This is a genomic window from Thalassotalea sp. PLHSN55 (assembly GCF_052030545.1).
Classification (GTDB): domain Bacteria; phylum Pseudomonadota; class Gammaproteobacteria; order Enterobacterales; family Alteromonadaceae; genus CANMXU01.
Genome location: NZ_JBPDIH010000003.1, coordinates 476,540 through 503,331 on the forward strand (window position 1 = coordinate 476,540; position 26,792 = coordinate 503,331).

A 26,792-nucleotide genomic window follows, 5' to 3' on the forward strand; every position below is an offset into this window, starting at 1 on the left:
TAAGCAATGTTATCTAACTGGGGGCGTGACCTTAGGTGTGCAATTTGACTATTAATCCCCTTTAGCCGGCTGAATTATTTATACCAAATTTTAACGATATCAAAATACTTGTCACCGTCAGGGGTTTTCACCATCACCTCGTCATCAACCGCCTTACCTAACAAGGCACGAGCCATGGGAGAATCGATACTAATTTCACCTTTTTTAACATCCCATTCATCTGGGCCAACTAAGCGATAAGTTACCTCTCGATCTTGCTCATTTACAAGCGTCACCCAAGCACCAAAAAATACTTTGCCTTCTTGCCTTGGATCGTAATAGACGATATTTAAATCTTCCACTCGTTTTACTAAAAAGCGCACCCGACGATCAATTTCCCGCAGTCTTCTCTTCCCATAAATGTACTCAGCGTTCTCACTACGATCACCTTGAGCTGCGGCCTCTGATACCGACCGAGTAATACGAGGACGCTCTTCTTTCCATAAATACTTTAATTCTTGATCAAGGCGGTCCCAACCTTCACGCGTAATATAGTTGGATTTTTTCATACGACACTTTTCTCTAATAACATTCAATAAGAACCATTATTGTAATTAACATAAAATTTACAAAACATTTAGCTAAGTCATTTTAATCTGGCTATTTTTTCACTATTTATTGATTTGAAAACAGTCATTTTTTAAATAAGTAAACTATATTGATAATAATGACCATGTTACACCTGTTATTCAAATAAAGGATTATGAATCAGCAGGGGTAAGTACTATACGTATGCACAAACAGGAGTTCATCATGAATCTACGCAATATCAAAATAAAATCTCGTTTGCAGTTAATTTTGATTATCGCTCTGTTGTCATTCCTAATTTTTATTTCCTTGATGCTGACCCAATTTAAGTCAACCTTACTGACACAAAAATACAATACCACTCAAAGTGTGGTCGATACTGCATATAGCGTTATCACCCATTTCAACGACTTAGAAAAAAGCGGCGAATTATCAACAGAGCAAGCACAAAAACTCGCAAAAGAATCGATTAAAGCAATGCGTTACCAAACCAATGACTATTTTTGGATAAATGATTATTCCGCCACTATGGTAATGCATCCGATTAAACCTGCACTCAATGGTAAAGACTTGTCAGGCCTTGCCGATCCAAACGGTTTCTTACTGTTTACCGAATTTGTGAACACGGTTAAAGCCGAAGGCGCAGGCTTTGTTCCTTACTTATGGCCAAAACCGGGCTTTGACGACCCTGTTGAAAAAATATCGTATGTAAAAGGGTTTAAAGAATGGGGCTGGATTGTTGGCTCTGGTATTTACCTTGACGATGTTTCAGCTGAATTTTCAAGCGTCGCGCTACTGGCCGGGTCAATCGGCGGCGGGCTATTTATCTTAATGGTTGTGCTCACCCTATTTATTCAGCGCTCTATTCTTACGCCATTAAATGAGACCGTTTCGGTAATGGAAGATATTGCCCAAGGTGAAGGCGATTTAACCCAGCGTTTGAATGTTAAAGGACGAGACGAACTTACTGAGTTAACCACGCACTTTAATAGCTTTTCAGAAAAAATTTCTACCCTCATAGTTAATGCGCATATTAATGCCGATAAAGTTAAAGATACTGCGGTATCACTTTCAAATATCAACAATGAAGCACAATCGCTAGCAAGCGAACAAAACGGGCAAACCGAGCTGTTAGAAAGTGCAATGGAACAAATGAAGCTGACGATTGATAATATTGCCCAAAGCGCTGATGCAGCAGCACAAGAAACCGAGCAGGGCCGACAACTTGTCTGTGACGGTCAACAGGTTATTAATGTCACCGTTGATGAAATTAAAACCTTGTCAGATACGGTCAATAAAGCGGCAGATTCAATTAAAACGTTAGCGCAAGAAACTGACAATATTGGCAGTGTTTTAGAAGTTATTCGTGGTATTGCCGAACAAACCAATTTATTAGCACTTAATGCCGCAATTGAAGCGGCACGCGCCGGTGAACAAGGCAGAGGTTTCGCCGTGGTTGCTGATGAAGTGCGCACCCTTGCCAGCAGAACGGGGCAATCAACTGAAGAAATCCAAACCATGATTGAAAACTTGCAGCATGGTGCCACGTCGGCGGTATCGGTTATTGAAAGTAGCGCGAAGCAGTCAACCGAAACGACGGAGCATGTTCAGCAAGCCAATGTTGCATTAACCAAAATATCTGAAGTAATTCATCACGTTAGCAGTATGAATTCACAGGTTGCCACAGCCGCAGAGCAGCAAGCATTGTCCGCAGATGAAATTAACAAAAATACCCACAGAATTTCGGCTTTATCGAAACAGTCTTTTGAAGGTATAGAAAACGCAGCAACAAGCTCAGAATCACTAAAAAATATGGGAGAAGAGCTTTCATCGCAACTCAATCAATTTAAAGTGAGTTAACTCAATTTATTTGTTCGCTAATTTGATCGCAATAAAAAGCTTTGTCTATCACTTCAATAGACAAAGCTTTTTTGTTTTAGCACGACATCAACGCAGCATCGTATTTTGATACAATTAATTGATGATAGTCTTTGGTAATTTAGCCATTAAGTCGTATGATTTTACATTAAAAATTTAATTTCTGCTTTAATGGAGCATATCAATGAAAAAATGGACGATACCTTTATTGCTAATGGCAACAGCTGCCTGCCAGCAAGCACCACAGCTGTCAAAAAGCTCTTTGCAATCAAGTGCCAATATTGAAGGTATAGCATTTGTTGAATCGGTTAGTGCACAGGCTGACAAAACCGTTATTCCGTACCAAAAATACGTTTTAGACAACGGCCTTACCGTTATCTTGCACCAAGATCACTCCGATCCGTTAGTGCATGTTGATATTACCTACCATGTCGGCTCTGCTCGTGAAGAAATCGGCAAATCAGGCTTTGCCCACTTTTTTGAACACATGATGTTTCAAGGCTCTGAAAATGTAGACGACGAAGAGCACTTTAAACTAGTCACCGAAGCTGGTGGCACCATGAATGGCACCACCAATACCGATCGCACCAATTATTTTCAAACCGTGCCAGCTAATCAACTTGAAAAAATGTTGTGGTTAGAGTCTGATCGCATGGGCTTTTTAGTTGACGCGGTTACCCAAGAAAAGTTTGAAGTACAACGCGAAACCGTAAAAAACGAACGTGGCCAACGCGTAGACAACCGCCCATACGGTCGACTTAATGAACGCGTTTCTCAAGCCTTATATCCAGAAGGTCACCCGTATTCTTGGCCAGTTATTGGTTACATGGAAGATTTAAACCGCGTTAATGTTAACGACTTAAAAGCGTTTTTCTTACGCTGGTACGGTCCAAACAATGCAACATTAACCATAGGTGGCGATATTAACGTTGAAGAAACGTTAACACTGGTGAATCAATACTTTGGTTCTATTCCACGCGGACCAGCGGTTGATATGCCAGAAAAAGCACCGGTAACACTTGCAAGTGATCGTTATATTTCCATGGAAGATAACGTGCACTTACCGTTAATTTATATGTCGTACCCAACAGTAACTGTACGCCATGAAGATGAAGCGCCACTTGATTTACTATCGACCATTTTAGGCGGTGGCAAAACCTCACTGCTTTATAAAAACCTAGTAAAAAATCAAATCGCTGTGCAAGCTGCAGTGAGCCACCCGTGCGCCGAGCTTGCGTGTACTTTCAACTTATTTGCCCTGCCACACCCAGCATCCGGTAAGTCGTTAGCTGATATTGAACAAGTGATCCGCGACAGTTTAATTGAATTTGAACAACGCGGCGTAGAAGACGATGATTTAACCAAAGCAAAAGCGCAAATGGAAGCTGGGTTTGTTTTTGGCTTGCAAAGTGTGTCAGGCAAAGTCAGCCAACTTGCTGCTAACGAAACTTTTACCGGCAATCCCAATTACATTGAAGAAGACATTGCGCGTTATGCCAACGTAACAAAAGCCGATGTATTACGTGTTTATAAAGAATACATCAAAGACAAGTCAGCGGTTATTATGAGCGTTGTGCCAAATGGCAAACCCGAGCTGGTTGCAAAAAAAGATAATTTCATTCCAGCTAAGCGCACTATTCCAACCGATGCGCAAACAACCTCTAACGATTTAAACGTGCGTAAAGCCGTTGATAATTTTGACCGCAGCATTATGCCAACCGCCGGTAAAAACAAAGCGGTTGATGTGCCAACCATGTGGACTAAAAGTTATGACAATGGCATTGAGTTATTGGCTACCCATAGCCTAGAAACGCCAACGACTAGCTTGCTTATTAAAATTCCTGCCGGCCACTATTTCGAAGATAAAGCCAAAGCAGGAAGTGCCGCTTTACTTGCATCTATGCTGAACGAATCAACTCAACAACGTAGTGCTGAAGAAATGAGTAAAGCGCTGCAAATGTTAGGCAGTTCAGTGAGCATTTATGCTGGCAATAAATACTTAAATGTCAGCATTAATACCTTAACCAAACATTTAGATGAGACTATCGCACTGACGTTAGAGAAGTTGATGCAACCAGCATTTAACGCCAGTGAATTTGATCGCATTAAAAATAATGCCATTCAAAATGTGATTAACAGCAAGAAAAATGCAGGTTATTTAGCGTCTCGCGCTTACCGCGAGTTATTACACACCGACAATATCGCGAGCACTCCGGTTAATGGTACACAGGCGTCTATTGAAAGCATCAAGCTAACGGATATTAAGTCTTTCTATCAACAACATGTTAAACCTGACCAAAGTAAAATAATTGCCGTATCAAATTTAGATGAAACGCAATTAAGCGCAGGATTGAACGTATTAAGCAGCCTTAAAGGCTCAGGTCCAACATTAGATCTTAGCTTACCAATGGCTGACAGTGAAAAAGGCGTTATCTACCTAGTACACAAAGACAACGCCGCGCAATCTGCAATTCGAATTGGTAAGCGTTCACTTACTTACGATACTACTGGTGAATACTACCAAGCACGCTTAATGAATTTCCCACTTGGTGGCGCGTTTAATTCACGCATTAACCTAAATTTACGTGAAGATAAGGGTTATACCTATGGCGCACGTTCTGGTTTTAATGGCGATCAGTTATCAGGCTCGTTTACCGCAAGTGCAGAAGTTCGTGCAGACGCTACCGACAAATCAATTGTTGAATTTGTTAACGAAATAAAAGCATTTCATACCAACGGCATTACCGATGAAGAACTAAGCTTTATGCGTAATGCGATTAATCAAAAAGATGCATTAAAGTATGAAACACCTCGAGCAAAGTTAAGCTTTTTAGCGAAAATTTTAGAGTACAACTTAACGCCAGATTTTGTGAAGCAACAAGCCGATGTCGTGCGCAACATTAGTAAGGCAGAAATAAATGCCTTAGCGAAAAAGCACTTAAACCTTGATGATATGCTAATGGTTGTTGTTGGTAATGCCCCCGTATTAAAGCCACAACTAGAAGCCTTAGGTTACAAGGTTATCGACTATAAAATTTAACCTAGTGTTTTAATTACCCCTCCTGGTCAACCACCTTGTCTTATTCAAGGTGGTTTTCACCGTTCTTTTATCTACTTTATTGTTCTAGCGCATAAAACAGTTCATTTTTTATTAGACTTTTAGCGTAATGACATACACTTAATCAGCTGCTATTATTTTTTTTAATGGATAATAATAAAATTAATAAACCTAAAAACGTCTTAAAAACAGTTACGTAGGTTGCGCAAGAAGGAATTAAGGTATGGCGAGTACGCTAAGTCAAAATATTTTAAAGGTTATTGCATCTTCGGCAGTGATTTCCATTGGTGCCTACATTTCAATCACCTATCTGCAATCAATTGTTTTACAAATAGTGTTAATTCTTTTATTAGCCATTATTTGCTTGGTTTACATTATAATTTTCAGTCAAGCAAGTATTAACGACGATAAAGACAACAGCAAACAAACCTCCACTGACAGCCCTATCGAACAAAAAATTACCGCGGTTGCCCAAGCGATCAACAGCTCAGCCAGTGAACTGGCGATCAATTCCGCTGAAGTAAGCTTTTTCTTAGAAAAACTCTCTCAGGCAATTGAAAAATCGAGTAAAGACGTCGACCTACTCGCCATTTCAGCAGAGCAAATGTCAAATCAGTCACAAGAAATTAACGGCAATGCATCTTTAGCAGCCGAACAAGCTAATCAAGCCATGTCGGCAAGCACGCAAGGAGCTGAAAAGCTTAACAGCAATATAAGTATTGTTACGCAACTCAATAATGACGTTAATAGTGCCGCTGAAAAAATTCAAATTTTGGAGAAAAAAGCCTCTGAGATTCAAAATATCACCGACGTGATCAATGCCATTTCCGATCAAACCAACCTACTTGCACTTAATGCCGCTATTGAAGCAGCACGCGCAGGCGAGCAAGGAAGAGGTTTTGCCGTAGTCGCAGACGAAGTGCGCGCATTAGCGGGTAAAACGGCAGAAGCGACTAATCAAATTGGCGATATGTTAAAAGAAATTAGCCAAGAAACTATCGAAACAACGTCGGTAATGAATAATGTCGTCGAACAAACACAAAGCACAGTTACGACGATGAATGAGTTATCTGAAGCCTTTACTGAAATTAATCAGTTAATGACCAATACCAATGAAGCTAGTGGCCATATTAGCGACGCGTTAAACGAACACGACAGCACGTCTACCGAAATATCAAACGCAATTGGCAGCTTACATGATTTTTTAATCAACAAAAGTCGAGAAACACAATCGGTATCTGAACAAGCAACTCAGCTTTCGAAAAGCACCGAGACAATTTTTGTTGAGTTGTCAGAATTTGATCACGGCTCATTTATCGAAAAAATTTGTTTAGCTGCGCAACAAGCAGCTGTTGATGTTGGCGCATTATTTGAACAAGCAATAAAAGATGGAAAAGTTAGCCAACAGGCATTATTTAATTTCACTTACAAAGAAATAGCCAATACTAACCCAGTTAAATTTAGCTCCAGTTTTGACAGCTTTACCGATCAACATTTACCGGCGATTCAAGAGCCACTATTAGTTGATTACAAAGAAATGATTTACGCAGGTGCCGTCGATATTAATGGTTATTTCCCAACCCATAATAAGTGCTTTAGTCAGCCACTAACCGGCGACTACAATACCGATATGGTGCATAACCGTACCAAGCGCTTATTTAACGACCCTACCGGCATACGTTGTGGTCAGCATACGCAAAAGTTTTTACTGCAAACCTATAAACGCGATACCGGTGAAATTATGCATGATGTTTCAGCACCAATTATGGTGAACGGTAAACATTGGGGCGGTTTTAGAATTGGTTTTAAAGCGGCGACTTAATCGATGCTAATCTGTGTCATTAATAGTAAATACTAACGCTGAGAAATTAACGACAAACACATATTTAAATGTTGTACGTAATAGCTAAAGTGCTGAAATTCCTCATCGCTAATACTTCGGGTGTGCTCAAAAAACTGACCAACAATGATGCCAATCACCTTATTATTCACCTTCACTGGCGCCATACAAACTGTACTACCCGCAAGCCACTGACTAACGGCCTTTGACATATAATTTCGCCACTGCAATTCTTTATAGTCATTAATGACCACAGCCTTAGCTGATTTGAGTACATACGACAAAATATTTTGGCTTTCGCTAATATTTATCGCCATTTTGGTGTGATCAGTTTGCCCAAGGTTATTAAGCGCAAAGCGTACTTTTACCTGAGACTTATCAGCAGTCGGCATCATAAACAAGGTGCGATCAAACGTGAGTGATTGCACCATGGCTTTCATTGCCAACTGTAAATAATCATTAAAATCATGACTTGTTTGGGTTAATTGCGTTAACTGCATCAAGGCATTTAGCTGTACTTTTTCAGGAGAAAGTACCTCAACGTGTTCATGTTGTTTTTGGCGAGAAAACGCTGTAATAGTTGGTAAAGGTTTAATAAGGTCGGTTAATGCTTCAGCCCCGTATGATGACAACAGTTCCACTGCAGACTGGCGAGTATGTTCTATTCTTTTGCGAAGCCTGCCAACGTCTATGCCTTTTATTTGACTAATTTGCGTTAATACTTGATTAAACTCTTCAGCCGTTTCAGGTGGTTGATCTATGTAGCAACTGAGCTTATCTGCCAAAGCAATTATTTGCATTTCAACCGCTCGAGATTCGGGATGATCTAGTGATTTCTCTAATAAATTACCTAAATTCCAAACACGGGCTAAACCAGTACTTAATTGAGAAAACTGGGTGCCAATAATGGCTTGGCAGTGCTGATCAAAATCGTCGGCTTTGGTATATTCAATAAGCTCGTCAGCCGCTTCACCAGCTGAACTCCAAAAAGCCGTTTCACCAATACGATAAAGCATCGCCGCTAAATAAACTTCTTCTTGGGTTTGCTCGTCATGCTCTGGCACCATCATACGCGCGAGTAAACCCGCATAAAATGAATTGGCCATTAATTGGGTGATCCTCGCGACCACATCAGGCGCTAAATCTTCGTTACTAAGTAAGCCATCGATTAGCTTTGAGGTTAAGCAAATATTCTTAACCGAATGAATGCCCAAAACGACAGTCGCTCTCGAAACTGTGGTCACTTTATTGTGACCAATATGGGCAATGTTATTGGCAATTTTTAACAAGCATGAAGAAAGGGCTTGGTCGTGCAATATGGCTTGGCTAAGTTTTGGCAAAGACGAAACATCATCATTAGAAAAACTGTCTAGTAAACGGGCAGTAGATGTTATTGCAGGTAACTCTTGTTGAGCAATAAAGTCAATCCATTGTGATGTTGTTTTTTTAAATGTCTTTTTCATTAAACCAACAGTGCTTTACCAACAGTACCTTCAATTTAGCACAGTTTATTTAAATGTTGTGAGATTAACGCCTTAAAGTCTACGTTGCACAATAAAATGCTGAAAATAACAATACGCCACATACCCCACCATGCCCGTGGCAATCACTAATTCAATATCAGCAAGCCAGTAAATTTGTGCGCTGTATTCAAGCTTAATATCCCAAGCGACAAACTGCTGATAAACTTTAAATAAAGCCAATGCACTGATCACCATAGGAAAAGTAAAGGCGGCATACGCGGGGCTAAAGGGTAAGCGTAATAATTTTATAAACGACAAGTAAATTAAGCCGGTCATCAATACTGCAATGCCAAGCAATAAGGCAACCACCAAAGGTGAAGGCTGGTTATAAACGGTTAAATAACCCGCCAATGATAAGCTCGCTGGCGCCGCTAAAATGGCCAAAGTAGGTTTGGCTGGGTCGGCAATTTCACCGTGAAAAATAATGCGATATAACATCATCGGAAACATCACTAAGAAGCAGCCAATGCCAAACCATAAAATCACTTTTGCTAAAGCTAAATACTCAAGTGAAGGAAAGGTATTGGCAGCAACAATAATACCAATAGGCGGAATGAACCAGCTTGGCACCATATGGCTTAGCTGAAAATCTTTAGCGCGATGATAAATAAATACCGTTAAAAAGCTCAAATGCAACACAATGGCAACTAGCCATAATGCTTCTCCAAACAGACTGAAAAAGTCATGCACACTTACCGAAACCACCATCAGTGCCATGGCAAAAGTTGGTGTTACACTGCCCACTACCGGGTGGCGTAAATCATCTGCCAGCAATTGACCATGCGCAATAAATTTAGCCGATAAAATTAATAGCAACATCGCAGCCACCGCTGCGCCAAGATACTGCACCCACAAAATATTAGGAAAGGCATATTGCCAGCACAAGCCCAAACTCGAAATGCCCAACGCAAGACCTGCCATCGGCGTGGGAGCAATCGCTAATTTTTTAATAGTGTCAGTTAACATTTTTTCACCTGAACAATTTATCTGACCTTATTGTAAAAAAGCCCAATCGAACATAAAATCTAAATAAATCTAACGATATGTTTAGATAAACTAAACACTGTGAGCATTAATGAATATTACCCTGCAGCAAATTCGGGTATTTTGCACCTTGGCACGTACTCAAAATTTAACCCAAGCGGCGCAATTACTGTTTTTAAGCAAAGGCGCGGTTTCACAAGCTTTAGGGCAGTTAGAACAACGCTTAGATACCCAGCTGTTTGATCGTGTGCATGCCAAACTAAAACTCAATAGCCAAGGACAATTGTTATTAACAAAAGCCGATGAGCTACTTGCCCGCGCACAAGAAATTGATAGCTTGTTTAGCTCGACGGAACAAAACCAAGGGCAAATACACTTGGGCGCTAGTCAAACCATCGGCAACTATTTATTACCGCAAATACTGGCCAAACCTTGGTTTAATGCGCAACAAGCCACTAAAGTGCGAGTGATAAATACGCAAACCTTGTGTCAGATGGTACTTAATTTTGAATTAGACTTAGCGCTGATTGAAGGACAAAATACCTCGCCCGAATTACAGGCCATTCCTTGGCTGCAAGATGAAATGATATTGGTGGCGGCGCCTGATCATCCCTTAGCCAAGCAGCAAACCTTGCCACTTTCAGCACTGAATCATCAGCACTGGATACTGCGCGAACCAAACTCTGGCAGCCGGGAAAATTTTGAGCGTAACATTCGCCCAGCAATTGAACACCTCAACGGCATTATTGAATTAAGTTCTTTAGAGTCGGTGCTGTTAACGGTTGAGCAAGGCTTAGGCATTAGTTTTATTTCAAACATTGCCGCCAAAGAAAAATTAGCCACAGGCAAGCTAGTGCAATTGCCAGTGCAGCAAACATTTACTCGCCAGCTTTATTTGCTAGTGCACAAAAAGAAATACCTTACTGGCCGCTTACTTGATATTTTTCAAGGGCTGCAAGCGATGAAAATAAGCCAGTAAATAACAATTTTCGACTCAAGTTGCGCTACAAAAAAATACATTTTGTTGGCGCACTTGGTGTTAATTTGCTGACAAAATCATCAACGAATATTAACCCTTTTACCAGCGGTTATCTTTCAAGTAAGGAAATTTTATGTTTAAAAAACTGATGGCAGTCGCTTTATTTTTTGGCTGTATGGTAACGGCTCAAGCACAACCCTACACCGCTGGCAAGCACTACAAAGTGCTTAACGAACCTGTAACAAGTAGCCCAGAAGTACGTGAATATTATTCTTTTTACTGCCCTGCTTGTAAGAGCTTTAACGGCATTTTACCCGAACTTATGGCAGATTTAGCCGACGATGTTACGCTTAACACTGTGCATATTGATTTTATGGGTAGCGCAAGCAAAGACATCCAGTTTATGCTATCAAAGGCGACTTTAGCGGCGAAAGAGCAAAACATCGAAGAGGCTTTTAAGCTGGCAATGTTTAACTACATTCAAAAAGATCGTGCCCAAATAGACAGCATTACCGATGTGCGCAATGTGTTTGTTTTAGCTGGCGGTGATAGTGAAGCTTTTATGAAAAGCATGAAAAGCTTTACCACTAACAGCCATGCAAAACGTTTAAAAAAGCAACAAGACAAACTTGTGCAACAGCGCGCAATGTTGGGTGTACCCACCTTTGTTGTTAATGGTAAATACGTGGTCAATGCACAAGCATTAGATAAAAACGATTTTATTAATGACTATAAAAATATTTTAAAATATTTAACACAATTAAAAGATTAATTGATGAGATGACGGCATTTATTTAGACACGTTCAGTCGATAAAAGCTGAATGAATAAGGCCGCTAACCTGGGTTTAGCGGCCTTTTTGTTATCCATTAATTAATAATAAACGATTAGGTATTTTCAGCACTATACGCCTTAATAAAACCCGTTAATAAGGCAAATTGTGCAAAATAATAGGTGATCATAATAGCAAAACTTGCCTCGGGTATTGTCATATAAAACTTATCAAAACCAAGCAACGAATCTGATAAAACAAAACTTAACCCACCCAGCATTAACCAGCCATTAGACTTTTCACTAAACACCGTTGCCAGCGCCATTAACAGCAGTATGCTCATGTAAGCAATAACAGGAACAAGAAGCTCACCTAAGCCCGGTACTAGTAGGGTTAGCATCACTGAACCAACCGCTACATAGCCTATTAGTCCGCCATAATTTTTAGCTTGGTGAAACGATTTGAGATAAGGCGATAAACTCGCCAAATAAAACAGGTGGGCAATAAAAAAGGCACCTAAGCCAAAAGTGAACCAATTATCGCGATCATAATCGAGAATAAAATCTCCGAAGGCGGAAAACACTAAACCAGCAATGAAAAACTTACCCGCAAGCCCGCCATTTTTTAATGCCTGCCAAGCAACGCCAATTAATAACAGCATGGGCAGTATTTTAACTGCCCAACTGAGCGAATAAGGTTTGATAAGCGTTGAAAGTACAAAGGTAGCTGCCAGCATGGTAAATAACAAAATGGTGTTTTTATTCAAAAAGTATTCCCCTCAACAGGTTAATCACGCCCTGATAATGTTAGTCAGCAAAAGGTAATTGTTTGATCTGTGCTTTTAAATTTTCACGCATTAATTGATGCTGTTTTTCGTTCAAAAAACGGCGGTGATAAACCATGGTATAGGTTAAATCGCGTAAAGGAATTGGGCTGTCTAAAACTTGTAAATTTAATTTTTTTTGCCAGTATCGACAAAACGATTCAGAAACTATAGCCAAGCTATTACTACTAGCAACATGCATTACTAAGCCTGAAAGTGAATTGGCAACCACATCAACTTTACGCTCTTTTACCGCAACCAACGAACCGTATTCAAAGCCTGATAAATCATCCCACTTTATTCGGTGAACTATGTGTGATTCTTGATAAAACACTTCTTCATTAAGCGCTCCCTTTATTCGAGGGTGGTTTTCTCGACAAATAACCATGCCTTTTTCTCGAAACAACTCTTCAAAAATTAAGCCGGTGTCTTTGATAGTTAACGTGCTAATCCCCAGATCAACTTTTTGCTGTCGAATGTCTTGTATTAAGTCGTATTGGTTCGCCGGCGGCTCTTGATAAATAATATTCTTGTTGCGATTAATTAAGTACAAAAAAGGCTCGGCAAGATACACAGTAAATCTATTTTGCGCAAGCATAGCATTGTCTATTTCATCCATAATATACATAAAACGTGTTGCTAACTGATCAGCATGTGCGGTTGGCTCTATGGTACGACCGCTTTTAATAAATAATGGAAAATTCAGCTTATTTGATAATCTTTTCATTGATGCACTGACCGCTTGTTGGCTTACATTTAATTGCCTCGCCGCTTGCGTATACGATTTACATTTATGCACCTGTAAGAAAGTGCGGATAATGTTTAAGTCAAAATTCATGTTTCTTTAATTCACAACATTAAGGTTGTGGAATAAACAATATACCCACCATTTATTCCAATTATTTCTTTCATTATTATTTATAAACAGTAATTGCACAACGCATTGTTGTTTGTTTGGTTAAAGCCTAAATAAGAAATTATTCTTTTAAATTAAAAAATAAAACAACAATGTTGGTGTGCATATTTGTAGCAAAATGTTTTTAACGCCGTGTAAGGAAAGTGGTTGCTTCTACTATAAGTAAGCGGCTTCCTTATAGTAAAATTTGTCCATTTAAAGAGAAAAAACATGAAACTTAAAAAACTCAATGCCTTAATCATGCTGGCCATGATCGGCCACAGCGGCTTGGCATTAGCCAAAGAAAAAGCCGTTGAATATTCACCAAATGTTAATCCTGAGCACGCACAAGATGTATTCTTTGGCGATACTCACCTACACACCAGTTATTCAACTGATGCCGGTTTAGTTGGCAATACCTTAGGCCCTGAAGAAGCATACCAATTAGCGCGCGGTGAAGAAGTTAAAGCGAGTAACGGTGCGAGTGCAAAATTAGCTAAACCTTTAGACTTCTTAGTGGTAGCGGATCACGCAGAAAACTTGGGTTTAGCGATTTTCATCGAAGAAAAAAATCCAGAATTTCTAGCTAACCCTTGGGGGCAAAAAATTTATGAAGCCTCACAAAAAGGTGGCGTTGAAGGCGCAACTGAAACGTATATGATGTGGCAAGCGGTTTTAAATAAGCTAGACGATCCACTTAAAAATGAAAAAGGCTTAGCGACCAGTATTTGGAAGCGCTCAACCGCAGCGGCTGAAAAATATAATGATCCGGGTGTTTTCACAGCATTAATCGGTTACGAATGGACATTGCAAGAGCGCGGAAATAACTTACACCGTAATATTATTTTCCGTGGCGGCAAAGAGCAAGCCGACCAAATTACACCGCTTTCTCAATACGATGCACAAGATCCTGAGCAATTATGGGATTGGATGGAAGCCTACGAAAATAAAACCGGTGACCAAGTATTAGCAATTCCACATAACGGTAACTTATCTAACGGCCTAATGTTTGACGACACGACCCTGCGCTCGAAGAAAAACCTAGATGTTGCTTATGCAAAACGCCGTATGAAATGGGAACCTTTATACGAAGTCACTCAAATGAAAGGTGATGGCGAAGCGCATCCATATTTATCGCCAGACGATCAGTTTGCTGATTTTGAAACCTTCGACAAAGGTAGTTTTGGCCCTGAACCAAAAAAGAAAGAAATGCTGCGTAATGAATACGCACGTGAAGCGTATAAGCGTGGTTTAGAATACCAAGAAAAAATGGGTGAGAACCCGTTTAAATTTGGCATGATCGGTTCAACTGACTCGCACACCAGTGTACCTTCAGCTGAAGAAGATAACTACTTTGGTAAAGTAAGTTTACTTGAGCCAAGCGATCACCCAATTCGTTTTGAAGAAGAAATTAGCGGTCGTCCTGCACCAGAACATGCTAAAACCTACGCTTCACAAATTTCTGCCTCAGGTTTAGCCGCTGTTTGGGCAAAAGATAATACGCGTGAGTCGCTTTGGGATGCGATGATGAACAAAGAAACTTATGCAACTACAGGTAGCAGAATGCGCGTGCGTGTATTTGCGGGTACTGAATTTACCGAAAGCGATTTAGCCCGCTCAGATTTTGCTGACAATGGTTACGCTAAAGGTGTTCCTATGGGTGGCGACTTATCACACAGTGATGTTGCACCTTCTTTACTAATTAAAGCATTAAAAGACCCTGATGGTGCAAATCTTGACCGTGTACAAGTGGTTAAAGGTTGGTACGACAGCGCAGGCAACAAACAAGAACGTGTATTTGATGTCGCCGTTTCTGATGATCGTGAAATTGTAAATGGCTACTGTAAAACACCTGTGGGCAACACAGTAAATGTTGAACGTTCAACGTATGTTAACAGCATAGGTAACAACGCATTTGACGTATACTGGCAAGATCCTGAGTTCAAAGCCGATGAACACGCTTTCTATTATGTACGCGTATTAGAAATTCCAACACCACGTTGGACAACTCGCGATGCACACATTTTTGAGAAGGTGCAATTGCCTGATAACGTTCCTACCACCATTCAAGAGCGTGCCTACACCACACCAATTTGGTATACACCAAACTAAGATGTGCTAGGCAACGGATATAAAAAAAGTCGATGAGTGTTATGCTCATCGACTTTTTTGTTGTTTAGATGTATTAGTTTAGATGTATTAGTTTAGAAAATATTAATTAGTGCCACTAAAAGCTAATATCGTGCTGCAATCTTACTCGCGTATCATCAGCAGCATTAGTCACCCCAAAAACATCAGTTTCTTGTACTTCATAACGACCAATATCAAAGGTGATCTTGTTACGATGACCACTAAAATACCAATTTGCACCAAGAGTGATTTCATTAAGCTGGTTGTGGTCGATATTGGTATCAGGGTCAACTTGCGCATATCTGGCGGTTAGCTGTAAGTTCTTAGCAACACCTTGCAGCCATGCATGCGGATGCACACCCACTTGCGCCATTGCGCCACGCATTTCAACCTTATCGCCACCGGTATAATTTTGGTAATAATCACTCAAGGTATTATATTGATCGGTGATGGTTTTTTGATGATATTCAACATCAACCGACATGCCTTTATATTGATAGCGCCCTTCCAATAACCATTGTGATATTTTAAAGCCATCATCTTGCTGATGAAGGTCAAAGTTCTGCAATGAACCACCGCCGCTAGAGCTAAATTTGGTGTAACGGCTGGTATTGGTAGAAAACGCATACGCTAAGTGCGCGGCAGGTTTTTCTCGGTAAGATAAATCACCCATTGCCGATTTAAGCGATTCGCCAAAAATATTCCATTGATAACGACCGCCAATCATTAAATCGCTGTTTTCATTGCCACCTTCACGGCCGGTGCCATTAAAAACATCTAACCAGTAATTAAAGTCGTACCATTGTTTTTTACCCACGCGCCCGAGCAGTGAAACCCCTTGCTGGCGATCCACGGTAAAGTAATCATTAACCATTGAACGATCAACCATCATTTGGTCTTTCGAAGAAGCAACACGCTCTAAACTATAGTGCGCTTTCATGCGGCCAAAACGAAATTGCAATTCATCAGAATGTTTAAGCGTTAGTCTAAAGTCAAGTAAACGACTGGCTTCGGTATCATACTCAAACTTCAGTTTTACCCAAGGCTTTAACACATGGCCACCGGCTTTAATCCGGCTGCGATTCACTTCAAAATTAGTCGCATCAGCACCGGTTAACCCGCTAATACTACTAGGGTTATTATCAAAGGGGGAACTGACACGTGTTTGCACACGCATTTCAACTTTTAAATGAGTATTGCCATCTGCTGTCACTATATTGGTTAAGCCATCGTAATAAACGTCAACATCACTTTTCTCTGCTGATATTGCCGAAAACGGCATACTTAACGCTGCTGCCGCCATTAAGTATTGCGTGGTTTTTGAATATTTCATTAATTGGTTTCTTGTTAACTCATATTAACTAACGGCTGAAATCATTTTACTTCAACGTCATTAGTTCCGACTGGAAACATGATTATAAACCATGTTCTATAGTTTATGCCGCATAGAAAAGCTTTTGTAACAATTTCGAGAGCTTATGTGTCATTATGTTACATAATTGTTATTAAGGTTGTTTTCGTTTTTTTGTATAGTAGCTCACGAAGCCATAACCTTTGGTTTTATTTGATATTTTAGGAGCTTATTAAAGTGAAGTTTTGCCACTTAGTTTTATGTAGTTTAGCGGTCAATTTGAGTGCAAAAGCTGAAAATACTGATACCAACAACCAAACCAATACCCCAAACAATACCCCAACAGAGCATTTCACCATTGAAGGCCGCGGCGTTAACTTAATTGGTGAAGCGGTTTCCGCCTCAGAAGGTTTAGTTGGCCAAGAAGAAATATCAGTAAGGCCACTACTGCGCACCGGCGAAATTTTAGAATTAGTGCCGGGCATGGTGGTTACTCAACACAGCGGCACCGGCAAAGCCAACCAATATTTTTTACGTGGTTTTAACTTAGATCACGGCACCGATTTTTCGACTTATATTGATGATATGCCCATTAATATGCGCAGTCATGGTCATGGCCAAGGTTATACCGATCTCAATTTTATTATTCCTGAAACCATTAAAACCATCAGTTATCAAAAAGGCGCTTATTACGCTGAGGTAGGTGATTTTAGCGGTGCGGGAAATGCCACCATGAAAACCGCAAACAAGGTTGAAAATGGCTTAGTCACATTAACCGCAGGCGAAAATGGTTATGGGCGTATTGCCCTTGTTGACAGTGTCGCTACATCTGACGGTGAATTTCTTTATGGCCTTGAATACAACCAACACGACGGCCCGTGGACGAACATTAACGAAGATTTAGACAAGAAAAACCTCTTGTTAAAATACAGTTCATCAGTATTGGGTGGCGACTATAGCGTAACCTTTATGGGCTACGACAACAGTTGGGACAGCGCTGATCAAATTCCAAGCCGAGCGGTTGAAAATGGCACCATAGATGAATTTGGCTCAATTGATGATACCGTTGGCGGCATTTCAAACCGTTATAGTATCAGTTCAAACTGGTCAAATGATGACATTGAACTTGCTCTTTATGCGGTAAAGTCTGAATTAAATTTATGGTCAAATTTTACCTACTTACTTGATAACCCAATTGATGGCGACCAATTTGAACAAGTTGACGATCGCACAATTTATGGCGGTAAAGCCAATTATCAGCAAAACGGGGCGCTGGCTAACTTGCCAATGAACAATTTATTTGGCGTAGAATTTCGTTATGACGACATTGATGAAGTCGCGCTTTATCAGTCAAAACAGCGCCAGCGTATCGGCGTTACCCGCGCAGATAAAGTCGGCCAATTGAGCACCGGCATTTATTGGCAAAATCAATTAGAGCTCACTGAAAACTTACGCAGCACCATTGGCGTGCGTTACGATTATTTTGATTTTGACGTGCACTCACTCGTTAATGAAAACAGCAATGGTGTCGACCTAACCGCTAATAATGGCAAGGCAAACGACGGCATTGTCTCGGTAAAAGCCAACCTCAGTTATAGCTTGTCTGATGAACTCGAAACCTATGTTTCAATCGGCCAAGCGTTTCATTCAAATGATGCTCGCGGCGTTACCATTAACGTTAGCCCGATTGATGGCACAGCAGCCGATAGCGTTGATGCTTTAGTGGCTTCATTAGGGTATGAATTTGGTATTCGCGGTTTTTGGCAGGAAAAACTCAATGCTTCAGCATCACTATGGTATTTAGAACTCGACAGTGAATTATTATTTGTTGGTGATGCCGGTAATACTGAGCCAAGTCGCAAGTCAGACCGTTATGGCCTTGAGCTAACCGCCTGTTATCACCTCGATGATGTTTGGACTTTAGATTTAGAATACGCCTATACCGATGCCGAATTTACTGATAATTCACCCGACGGTAACTACATTCCCGGTTCGGTTGATCATGTCGTGCAAGCAGGCGTAGTAGCAGAGTTTGATAACGGCTTATTTGGCACGCTGCGCATGCGCTATTTTGGCGAACGCCCGTTAATTGAAGATAACAGCGTAACCTCTGATGCCACCTTTTCAGCGAACTTACGCCTTGGTTATCAATTTAATCAATGGAAAGTAACCGCCGACGTACTCAACTTATTTGATAGTAATGATCACGATATTGATTATTATTATGAATCAAATATTCCTACCGACCCACAATTTGCCGCGGTAAGTGACGTACATTATCACCCGTTAGAACCGAGAAGCGTAAGAGTGTCTTTATCAACTAATTTCTAAGCGTTTTAGATCATCAAAGAGCTAAGCTAACAGCACAAGGTGTTAGCTTATTTCCCTAAAAATTTTTCATCAAGTTATGTCGAGTTATAACTGACATAGCCATTTTCACGACCAGACATTTTCATTAAAAAGAATTTGAAAAAAGATTTTTGTTAAAACTAACGTACTGATTTAAATTAAGTTAATTTATTTATGCCTAATGGCTAACAGCCCGCTATTGTAATAGACGTACTTTGAAACACACCTCGTTACAATTGCTCACATTATATATACAGCTATTACATAGTTAATATTTCCAGTACTCATATAATGTTTTAATAGAGATTTACTATACTCAACTTAGTGTCTCTTTATTTCTCATTTTGATGTTATTGAACCGCATTATTCAATAATTAAGCATTCAAACGTAGAAATTCACACATTTAAAGAAGGTTAACATGAACAAAAAACTACCTATATTTTTAATGGGCATGGCACTTTCGCCACTAGCTCTTAGTGAAGAAGCTCCAACTAATGTTTATTGGGGTGATACCCATTTACATACTTCATTATCTTTTGACTCTTATACATTTGGTTCAAAAGGTACGCCAGAAACAGCCTACCGTTATTCATTAGGCTACCCTGTTATTCACCCAACGTTAGGTTCAGCCACTAAAATTGATGAACCGTTAGATTTCTTGATTATTGCCGATCACGCTGAAACTTTAGGTGCTGTTCAACGTTTACTTGAAGGTGAAGCACCTGAAATTGAAAAAACTAAAATGGGTCAATACATTTTAGATATTGCAGGCGAGCGTACCCAACATGAACTAGACGGTGTTTACAACGCGTTAAACCTTATCGGTTCTGGTATGCCAAACGACTCAGGCTTAACAGGTTTAGACCTAGTTAAAGCGTTGCACGGCGAAAACATTCGTACCGCATGGGACGAAAGCGTTATTATGGCTGACAAATACAATGATCCAGGTAAATTTACTGCGATGATTGGCTGGGAATGGACATCACAACCGGGTGGCGCTAACTTCCACCGTGTTATTTTCACTCCAGATGACAGCACAAAAGCACGTCAATACTTACCATATTCAACCCTTGAAAGTGATGACCCTGAAAAATTATGGGAATTCTTAGCAGCCCAAGAAAAAGCTTCAGATACTGAATTTTTAACCATTCCTCACGGATCAAATATTTCAAACGGCTTAATGTTTGGTTTAAACCGTCGTAACGGTGAACCGATTGACCGCGAATACGCTGAGAAAAAACGTCGCTATGAAACCGCGATAGAAATTACGCAAATTAAAGGTGACAGTGAAGCACATCCAATGTTTTCACCAGAAGATGAGTTTGCTGATTTTGAACCGTATAACTTTTTATCAAGCCCAACTGGCGATACACCAGAACCTCAAAAAGGTGATTACGTTCGTTCAGGTTTCCGTAATGGTTTAGAGCTTGAAGCTAAAATTGGCATGAACCCATACAAGATGGGTATTGCTGCGGGTACTGACAGCCACACGGGTATTCCACAAATTACTGAAGAAGACTTCGGTGGTAAGAGTGGCCATGACTCTAAACCTGCTGATCGTCCAAAACCTTCTGGTATTGGTTCATCTAAAGGTTGGGATATGGGCGCTGCCGGTTTCACTGGTGTATGGGCAAAAGAAAATACCCGTCGTGAAATCTTTGAAGCCTTCCGTCGTCAAGAAGTTTACGCAACCACAGGTCCACGTATTACCTTACGCTTCTTTGGTGGTTTTGACTTAGAAGAAAAGCATGCTGATGCCAAAAACTTTGCTAAGAATGGTTATAAATACGGCGTACCTATGGGTGCTGATTTAGACAAGAGTAAAGCGAAAAAAGGTAAAGCACCTAAGTTTACTATTGCCGCACTTAAAGCAACGAAAGGCGCTAACTTAGACCGCGTACAAATCGTAAAAGGTTGGTTAAATGCTGACGGTACTTCTTCTGAAAAAGTATACGATGTTGCGTTATCTGACGGTCGTACTTCAGGCGAAACCCCTGTAGGTAACACAGTTAATATGGAAACAGGTGAATACACCAATGATATTGGTGATGCAGAGCTTAGAACATTCTGGCAAGACCCTGATTTTGATGCCGACCAAGCTGCATTCTACTACGTACGTGTATTAGAAATTCCGACGCCACGCTATTCTTTATACAATGCCATTGCTTTAGGTATTGACCCAGCAGAAACGGGTCGTGACGCAGTTATTCAAGAACGTGCTTACAGCTCACCAATTTGGTACGGTTCTAAATAAATTTAATTATTGAATTTATTAAGCTAATAAACCGAAGACATGGTCTTCGGTTTTTTTTCGCCTAAGTTTAATCATCAATCACAGCTAACATCTGCATTGGCTTACTTAAAGGTATGATGACTTAAGGGAGTGAGTACTTAAGGGAGTGAGTACTTAAGAGAATGATAAAGATAAAAGAAGGAAGAATTAACCGAAGACCAGCTTCGGTTAACCAGACTGACATGAACAAAGTCAATTGTTTAAAACCACAATTAGGTGCATTACGTCTAAGTAGGATGCCGTTTTAAACGACCTTTGCTTTTATGATTCATCACTAAAACTTAGCGTTAAAAAGTTAAGTCAGCTCGAATCTAAAGAAGCATCGGATTGGTAAGCATAATAACCGCTCTTTTTAGCTAAATAAATAGGCAAATACTTGTTTCTATCATAAGCTAGGCTTATGAATAGAGGAACCACTGATGAGTTTAGATTTAAATTTAATTAAAACCTTTTTACAGGTGCACCAATGTGGCTCGTATACTTTAGCTGCGCAATATTTAAATGTCAGCCAACCTGCGGTAAGTGGTGCTATTAAAAGGCTTGAGCAAGAGCTTGATTGCCAGTTATTTATCAAAGCTGGCCGCGGAATTCGTGCCACTTTACAGGCTGAACGCTTAGCTTCTCGTTTTCAATTAGCCATGGATGAAGTCGACAATGCTATAAGTGACCGTGATAACTTTCATGGTTATTTAATGGAAAATTTTATCCATTGCATCCCTCGAGATCCAAATATTGTCTATCAAGAAACGCCTGCTGACCAAATGCACATGCTGCAAGAAATAAAACAACAAAAAGCCGACTTTGCTATTGGCGTTATCACGGTAAAAGATCCTGCCTTAGTGTTTGAGGAAGTTTTTGTTGAGCCTTGCATGGTGGTTTGTCGACAAGATCACCCTAGAATAAAGGGCACGCTGTCTGAGCAGGATTTTTATCAAGAGAAACATATTCTTCACGCAAGAAAATGGGACAACATGACCGGTTTTGAATATGCGGCTTTAACGCCTATTCAAGAGCGCGTTATTGATGTAACTACCAGCTCGATTGCCGGCATTGCTTTACACGCTTCGTTAAGTGATAGCTTAGGCTTGCTTTCTCACTCTTTGGCACTAAAGCTACAAGATAAATTGGCATTGCAGGTTTTACCTTGCCCAATCCCCATCAGAGATATTAGTTACCAGTTAGTTTACCACCCTAGATATCGTCGCGATCCTGCCCATAAGAAAATGCGCGAACAGTTAAAACGTTATATTAATCATATCAATAATAAGTAGTTTCCACCTTGTAGGCACATCTGCCCTTTCGAGTCTAATTGCTTTATTTGGCAAGCGCTAAAAATAAAAAACAGAATGCTTTTATCACATTCTGGTTTCTTGTTTAAACGGTAAGTCGTTAATTAGCGGTAGCTTAAAAACTACCTAGTCGTTGCACCAACCAAATCATGGCGATGCCTCCACAGCTATAACTTACTAGCCAGCGAATTTGCCCTGCGCTTAGTAACTTGCTGTGGGTGATCATTTTAAAAGTAACCAATAGTACCGCTAAAAACATCAATTGGCCGATTTCAACGCCGACATTGAAAAAGATCAATGCAGTGATTTTTTCTTGTACAGGTAAGCCAATTTCTGCAAGCACCGATGCAAAACCAAAACCATGAATTAAACCAAAGCTTGATGAAACCAATACTGGATATTTTAACGTTAAGCTGTTTTCTTTACGCTTGGCTATTTCTATCGCCAAAAAAACAATGCTCAGGGCAATGACGGCTTCCACGGGAGGAATAGACAAGGCAAAGGTTTCTGTTGCAGCAAGAAACAAGGTAACTGAGTGCGCTAAAGTAAAACCGCTGATAGTGAGCAGTAACTTACGACGAGTTGACGAGATATACACCAAACAAGCGACGAATAACAGGTGATCAAGGCCAATTAATATATGTTCGATACCTAAATAGGTATAGGTGCCAATCACGTTTTCAGGTTCAAAATTTCCTTCAATATGCAGCTGCTGATGTTCCGCATTTAGTACTTGGGTAATTGATTGTTGCTGCTGATCAACAATGCGCACTAATACATCAGCATTGGTAGTCAGTAGTCCATCAATATTAACGGTTAAACCCGTTAGGCCGTTGTCACGCTTAATTTGCCAACTTTCAATATAAGCGCCATTGATAAAGTCTTGCTTTTTTGCTGAAGCATTTTGGCTGTTTTCATCAAAAATAACATGCATTGATAGGCGTTTATTGCCTACCGCGGGCACTTTCCAAATAACGTCATAGTGCTCATTATCAATGGCAATAATATTAAGCGACGCCGGGCGCATATCTTCTGCAAAGACAGTTGCGCTGAACAAGAATAAGCATAGCTGTAAAAATTTACTCATTGGGCTATCCTTGTGTAGCCATGTTAGGCATATTCAGTTTAATTTGGTATTGCTCAAGCAATTCATTTTGATACTTTTCTTTCATGCGCTTATTACGCGCATCTTGCCAGTCAGATAATACTTTCTTTTGTACTAAATCATAGGCTTTGGTTTGCGCAGGAATATGTTCGGTAAGCTCGATATAATGCAGACCAAAACCTGACTCAATTGGGCCAGCCCATTGATTGTCTTTTATTTGACTTAGCTGTTGATAAAATTTATCACCGAATTGACGTTTTACATCGGAACTTTTGACATTAGTAAGCGAGTAAGGCAGTAGGCTATTGTCACCGTGTGGTTTTTTACCTAGGGCAACTTGTTCATTAGCTTGGGCAATTTTGCTTTTTAAATCGACTTTTTGAGTATTGGTATCAATATAAATTTGATTAAAACTATAACTAGCCTCATCTAAATAGTTGTCTTGATGATCTTGATAAAAAGCTTCAAGTTCACCCGCTTTAGGTGTGACTAGAGCGGTCATATCTTCTAGCATAAATTCCATTTTTTGATGTAGACGTCTACGTATTAGAGAGTCACCTTGATGTAAACCTAATGCCATGGCTTGTCGGTTATAAATCTCTTCAAGTACGTAGTTTTTAATAATTGCATCAAACTCCTGCTGAGTAGGATCTCTTCGCCAAACTTTTTTAAATTTTTTATGCAGCTTAATAATTCGCCCTTCACTAACTTCGACAATATTTTGTTCTGCTACAGGCGGATTTAACTGCTCATAAACAACAAAAAACAGTGCAGAGATTAACAAAAAGTGCACTAACGGCTCTGCCAATAACTTCTTAATCATAATTGCTGATTTCTCTTTACTTAATGAAAGCCGGTTAGCATTAACCGGCTTAATTTGATGATACGATCAAATGAGTTGTTTAAGTTTTTGGCGCATACCAAATAGGTGAACTGTAAACACGCTCTTGAATTGTTGCTGGGTGTTCAGTGTCTTCCCACTTGATACCTAACTTGATTGCGTCAAGTAATGAATATCGAGGTGTAGGAATTTCAAGCGAACGTACATAGTAGAACGCTTCTTGGGTAGCATCAAAGTCAGGATCGGTCCAAACAACCGTTAACTGTGCCGCACCAATATCATTAGTGTACTCACCTGTTTCTAAGTTAACTGTGCTACCGACAGGGCCTGAAACTTTACCCTTGGTAATTACACGGTTATCAGAGGCGGCAACATCAAATACTTTTTCATGCGAGTTACCTTCGGCATCAACCCAACCTTTCACCACTTGCACTCGGTCTAAGTTAGCACCTTTAGGATCTTTCATAACAGACATTAAGAAGCTTGGCGCTTTACCATTCGACGCTGGTAAATCACCACCCATAGGTATACCTTTTCCATAACCTACAGCGGCTAAATCAGCTGAATTAGCATCATCAGCGGTAAAGTCAAAACCACCAAAGAAACGTAAACTAATACGTGGCCCCGTTGTTGTGTAAACTTCTTTACGCTTAAAAGCGTCAACTAAAGATTCACGGGTATTTTCTTGTGCCCAAACTGCAGCATAACCTGCCGATGACATGTCCCAACCTTTTGAAGAGCCAATACCAGTGTGCTTAGCACGTACTTCTGGTTTGTTATCATGTTGGCCTTTACCGGCGAAGTTATCTTCTTCAACCGCAGTAATACCAGTATGAGTATCAGTACTACCAATAACGCCAAATTTGTACGGGTTGACACCAAGTTTTTGTTTAAACTCTAAACCACGTTTTAAACCTGAGCGCATATAATCTGATTTGTTTGGTTCAGCAATACGACCGTCAGGCGTTAGGGCAAAGCTGAAAGTTTCAAAATCAGCAAAATCATCGTTAGGTGATAATGCAGGATGAGTTTCCGAGTCACCTTTAATTTGAGTAACTTCTACAACTGGTTCCCATTGACTGCGTTTTCTAGCATATTCCGCATCAATAGGTTCACCGTTGTTACGCAGTAATGGAAACATTCTACCTAAACTTAAGTTAGGGTTATGCGGAATAGCAACAAAGTCTGCATCTAATTCGGCACTGGTTTTATCTAAAAACTTCCATAAACCTTCAGGATCGTCACTTTCTAATGAACTAAATGGTTGAAATTTTCTTGCTGTTTCACCATCGTCTGACATGAATACAACACGATGAAGATTTGAACCACCTGTATTTGAAGTCCACTCCCAGCCAATTAAGGTCGTGAATTTACCCGGTTCATTGTGCTTTTCTGTTACATCAATGTAGTTTTCCCATGCCCCTTTACGCTTATCGCCCGCATGAAGATCTAAGAAAATATCTTTAGCGGATAAATTCGCTTCATTTTCCATATCTGACGAAGCTAAAACAAGTGCACTGTAAACATCAATTAGCTCGTCTTCACTTTGTGAACCGCCTAATTTACGTAACGCTTTACCGGAAGTGGTCTCTGAAAGCACTTTTTCATCGGCATATACACGTGGCATCGCACCTAAAAGTTCAGCGTGATCAGCAACTACTAGGAAATCTAAAGGCGTTTTAAGTTGCCAGTCAGTATTGGTTGCAGGGTTTTTAACCTTTTCACCTTTAGCAAAACGATAGGCCGTATCAGGTGTAGAGCTTGGCGTACCAAACAAGTAAACATCAAAAGAGTTACCCGTATGGTTATGAGTATCACCAAAAAACACCTCAGTAGGGTAAGAAGTTTGCTTTTCGTCTTGTTTTTTGGCTGTTGCTGCTACAGTGCTAACCTGCTTTTGTGCTTCTGGGGCTTGTGATACCGCGCTAGGGCTATCAGTGCAACCAATAGCTAAAAGCACAGCTACTGATGTTGCTGAGAGTTTTAGATATTTTAACATGGGATTTTCCTGTTGTTTGCATGAGTTTTTCTCATAAAACTAATTCATAGAATCAATTTCGTCTGTTTAACTATAGCAATTTTTTGGGGGTTAACTAACTCAAGCTAACTGACGAC

18 protein-coding genes are annotated in these 26,792 nt (G+C 40.1%); 9 read left to right on the plus strand and 9 right to left on the minus strand.

The window, feature by feature from the left end:
* Positions 1-74: 74 nt before the first annotated feature.
* A complete protein-coding gene (gene greB, locus ACRRSQ_RS07845; RefSeq protein ID WP_440875160.1) occupies positions 75-548 on the minus strand; it encodes a transcription elongation factor GreB in 474 nt (157 codons plus the stop codon).
* A gap of 244 nt (positions 549-792) precedes the next feature.
* Here greB and ACRRSQ_RS07850 point away from each other — a divergent pair, with 244 nt between their 5' ends.
* The 3 genes from ACRRSQ_RS07850 (at position 793) to ACRRSQ_RS07860 (ending at position 7,325) form a co-directional block, all read left to right on the plus strand.
* Positions 793-2,427, plus strand: coding sequence for a methyl-accepting chemotaxis protein (locus tag ACRRSQ_RS07850; protein ID WP_440875161.1), 1,635 nt, complete (start codon positions 793-795; stop codon positions 2,425-2,427).
* A 202-nt stretch (positions 2,428-2,629) separates the two neighbouring features.
* The gene (locus tag ACRRSQ_RS07855; protein WP_440875162.1) at positions 2,630-5,485 is read left to right on the plus strand and encodes a M16 family metallopeptidase; all 2,856 of its coding nucleotides are present in this window, start codon (positions 2,630-2,632) and stop codon (positions 5,483-5,485) included.
* A 241-nt stretch (positions 5,486-5,726) separates the two neighbouring features.
* Positions 5,727-7,325, plus strand: a complete 1,599-nt coding sequence (locus ACRRSQ_RS07860; RefSeq protein WP_440875163.1) for a methyl-accepting chemotaxis protein — start codon at positions 5,727-5,729, stop codon at positions 7,323-7,325.
* A gap of 32 nt (positions 7,326-7,357) precedes the next feature.
* Here the strand turns inward: ACRRSQ_RS07860 and ACRRSQ_RS07865 are convergent, their stop codons facing one another.
* Both ACRRSQ_RS07865 and ACRRSQ_RS07870 read right to left on the minus strand, forming a co-directional pair.
* On the minus strand, positions 7,358-8,806 hold the full coding sequence (locus ACRRSQ_RS07865) for an HDOD domain-containing protein (protein WP_440875164.1): 1,449 nt from the start codon (positions 8,804-8,806) through the stop codon (positions 7,358-7,360).
* Positions 8,807-8,878: 72 nt separating this feature from the next.
* Positions 8,879-9,832 (minus strand): TDT family transporter, encoded by a 954-nt coding sequence (locus ACRRSQ_RS07870; RefSeq protein ID WP_440875165.1) that lies wholly within the window; start codon positions 9,830-9,832, stop codon positions 8,879-8,881.
* Between the two features lie 109 nt (positions 9,833-9,941).
* Here ACRRSQ_RS07870 and ACRRSQ_RS07875 point away from each other — a divergent pair, with 109 nt between their 5' ends.
* Positions 9,942-10,829, plus strand: a complete 888-nt coding sequence (locus ACRRSQ_RS07875) for a LysR substrate-binding domain-containing protein (RefSeq protein WP_440875166.1) — start codon at positions 9,942-9,944, stop codon at positions 10,827-10,829.
* A 133-nt stretch (positions 10,830-10,962) separates the two neighbouring features.
* Positions 10,963-11,601, plus strand: coding sequence for a thiol:disulfide interchange protein DsbA/DsbL (locus ACRRSQ_RS07880; RefSeq protein WP_440875167.1), 639 nt, complete (start codon positions 10,963-10,965; stop codon positions 11,599-11,601).
* Positions 11,602-11,715: 114 nt separating this feature from the next.
* On the opposite strand, the gene ACRRSQ_RS07885 is transcribed toward ACRRSQ_RS07880, so the two are convergent.
* Both ACRRSQ_RS07885 and ACRRSQ_RS07890 read right to left on the minus strand, forming a co-directional pair.
* On the minus strand, positions 11,716-12,366 hold the full coding sequence (locus ACRRSQ_RS07885) for a lysoplasmalogenase (RefSeq protein ID WP_440875168.1): 651 nt from the start codon (positions 12,364-12,366) through the stop codon (positions 11,716-11,718).
* 40 nt (positions 12,367-12,406) lie between these two features.
* The gene (locus ACRRSQ_RS07890; RefSeq protein WP_440875169.1) at positions 12,407-13,261 is read right to left on the minus strand and encodes a LysR family transcriptional regulator; all 855 of its coding nucleotides are present in this window, start codon (positions 13,259-13,261) and stop codon (positions 12,407-12,409) included.
* 288 nt (positions 13,262-13,549) lie between these two features.
* Between ACRRSQ_RS07890 and ACRRSQ_RS07895 the strand changes: the two genes are divergently transcribed.
* The gene (locus tag ACRRSQ_RS07895; protein ID WP_440875170.1) at positions 13,550-15,430 is read left to right on the plus strand and encodes a DUF3604 domain-containing protein; all 1,881 of its coding nucleotides are present in this window, start codon (positions 13,550-13,552) and stop codon (positions 15,428-15,430) included.
* Between the two features lie 115 nt (positions 15,431-15,545).
* Here ACRRSQ_RS07895 and ACRRSQ_RS07900 read toward each other — a convergent pair whose 3' ends face one another.
* Positions 15,546-16,781, minus strand: coding sequence for a porin (locus ACRRSQ_RS07900; RefSeq protein WP_440875171.1), 1,236 nt, complete (start codon positions 16,779-16,781; stop codon positions 15,546-15,548).
* A 255-nt stretch (positions 16,782-17,036) separates the two neighbouring features.
* Here ACRRSQ_RS07900 and ACRRSQ_RS07905 point away from each other — a divergent pair, with 255 nt between their 5' ends.
* From ACRRSQ_RS07905 to ACRRSQ_RS07915, 3 genes are all read left to right on the plus strand, one after another.
* On the plus strand, positions 17,037-19,130 hold the full coding sequence (locus ACRRSQ_RS07905; RefSeq protein WP_440875172.1) for a TonB-dependent receptor: 2,094 nt from the start codon (positions 17,037-17,039) through the stop codon (positions 19,128-19,130).
* Positions 19,131-19,567: 437 nt separating this feature from the next.
* Entirely contained in the window at positions 19,568-21,403 is a 1,836-nt protein-coding gene (locus tag ACRRSQ_RS07910; protein ID WP_440875173.1) for a DUF3604 domain-containing protein, read from the plus strand.
* Positions 21,404-21,861: 458 nt separating this feature from the next.
* The gene (locus tag ACRRSQ_RS07915; protein ID WP_440875174.1) at positions 21,862-22,713 is read left to right on the plus strand and encodes a LysR family transcriptional regulator; all 852 of its coding nucleotides are present in this window, start codon (positions 21,862-21,864) and stop codon (positions 22,711-22,713) included.
* A gap of 133 nt (positions 22,714-22,846) precedes the next feature.
* Here the strand turns inward: ACRRSQ_RS07915 and ACRRSQ_RS07920 are convergent, their stop codons facing one another.
* The 3 genes from ACRRSQ_RS07920 to ACRRSQ_RS07930 form a co-directional block, all read right to left on the minus strand.
* Positions 22,847-23,818, minus strand: coding sequence for a HupE/UreJ family protein (locus ACRRSQ_RS07920; RefSeq protein WP_440875175.1), 972 nt, complete (start codon positions 23,816-23,818; stop codon positions 22,847-22,849).
* A 4-nt stretch (positions 23,819-23,822) separates the two neighbouring features.
* Positions 23,823-24,659, minus strand: coding sequence for a peptidyl-prolyl cis-trans isomerase (locus ACRRSQ_RS07925; RefSeq protein WP_440875176.1), 837 nt, complete (start codon positions 24,657-24,659; stop codon positions 23,823-23,825).
* Positions 24,660-24,738: 79 nt separating this feature from the next.
* Positions 24,739-26,676: a DUF3604 domain-containing protein gene (locus ACRRSQ_RS07930; RefSeq protein WP_440875177.1), complete on the minus strand. Its 1,938-nt coding sequence runs from the start codon at positions 26,674-26,676 to the stop codon at positions 24,739-24,741.
* Positions 26,677-26,792: the final 116 nt, after the last annotated feature.

Coding starts and splice junctions, on each gene's coding strand:
- ACRRSQ_RS07890 (WP_440875169.1), bottom strand. CDS start 13,261: ATGAATTTTGACTTAAACATTATCCGCACTTTCTTACAGGTGCATAAA.
- ACRRSQ_RS07875 (WP_440875166.1), top strand. CDS start 9,942: ATGAATATTACCCTGCAGCAAATTCGGGTATTTTGCACCTTGGCACGT.
- ACRRSQ_RS07920 (WP_440875175.1), bottom strand. CDS start 23,818: ATGAGTAAATTTTTACAGCTATGCTTATTCTTGTTCAGCGCAACTGTC.
- ACRRSQ_RS07925 (WP_440875176.1), bottom strand. CDS start 24,659: ATGATTAAGAAGTTATTGGCAGAGCCGTTAGTGCACTTTTTGTTAATC.
- ACRRSQ_RS07910 (WP_440875173.1), top strand. CDS start 19,568: ATGAACAAAAAACTACCTATATTTTTAATGGGCATGGCACTTTCGCCA.
- ACRRSQ_RS07850 (WP_440875161.1), top strand. CDS start 793: ATGAATCTACGCAATATCAAAATAAAATCTCGTTTGCAGTTAATTTTG.
- greB (WP_440875160.1), bottom strand. CDS start 548: ATGAAAAAATCCAACTATATTACGCGTGAAGGTTGGGACCGCCTTGAT.
- ACRRSQ_RS07895 (WP_440875170.1), top strand. CDS start 13,550: ATGAAACTTAAAAAACTCAATGCCTTAATCATGCTGGCCATGATCGGC.
- ACRRSQ_RS07865 (WP_440875164.1), bottom strand. CDS start 8,806: ATGAAAAAGACATTTAAAAAAACAACATCACAATGGATTGACTTTATT.
- ACRRSQ_RS07915 (WP_440875174.1), top strand. CDS start 21,862: ATGAGTTTAGATTTAAATTTAATTAAAACCTTTTTACAGGTGCACCAA.
- ACRRSQ_RS07860 (WP_440875163.1), top strand. CDS start 5,727: ATGGCGAGTACGCTAAGTCAAAATATTTTAAAGGTTATTGCATCTTCG.
- ACRRSQ_RS07870 (WP_440875165.1), bottom strand. CDS start 9,832: ATGTTAACTGACACTATTAAAAAATTAGCGATTGCTCCCACGCCGATG.
- ACRRSQ_RS07900 (WP_440875171.1), bottom strand. CDS start 16,781: ATGAAATATTCAAAAACCACGCAATACTTAATGGCGGCAGCAGCGTTA.
- ACRRSQ_RS07930 (WP_440875177.1), bottom strand. CDS start 26,676: ATGTTAAAATATCTAAAACTCTCAGCAACATCAGTAGCTGTGCTTTTA.
- ACRRSQ_RS07855 (WP_440875162.1), top strand. CDS start 2,630: ATGAAAAAATGGACGATACCTTTATTGCTAATGGCAACAGCTGCCTGC.
- ACRRSQ_RS07880 (WP_440875167.1), top strand. CDS start 10,963: ATGTTTAAAAAACTGATGGCAGTCGCTTTATTTTTTGGCTGTATGGTA.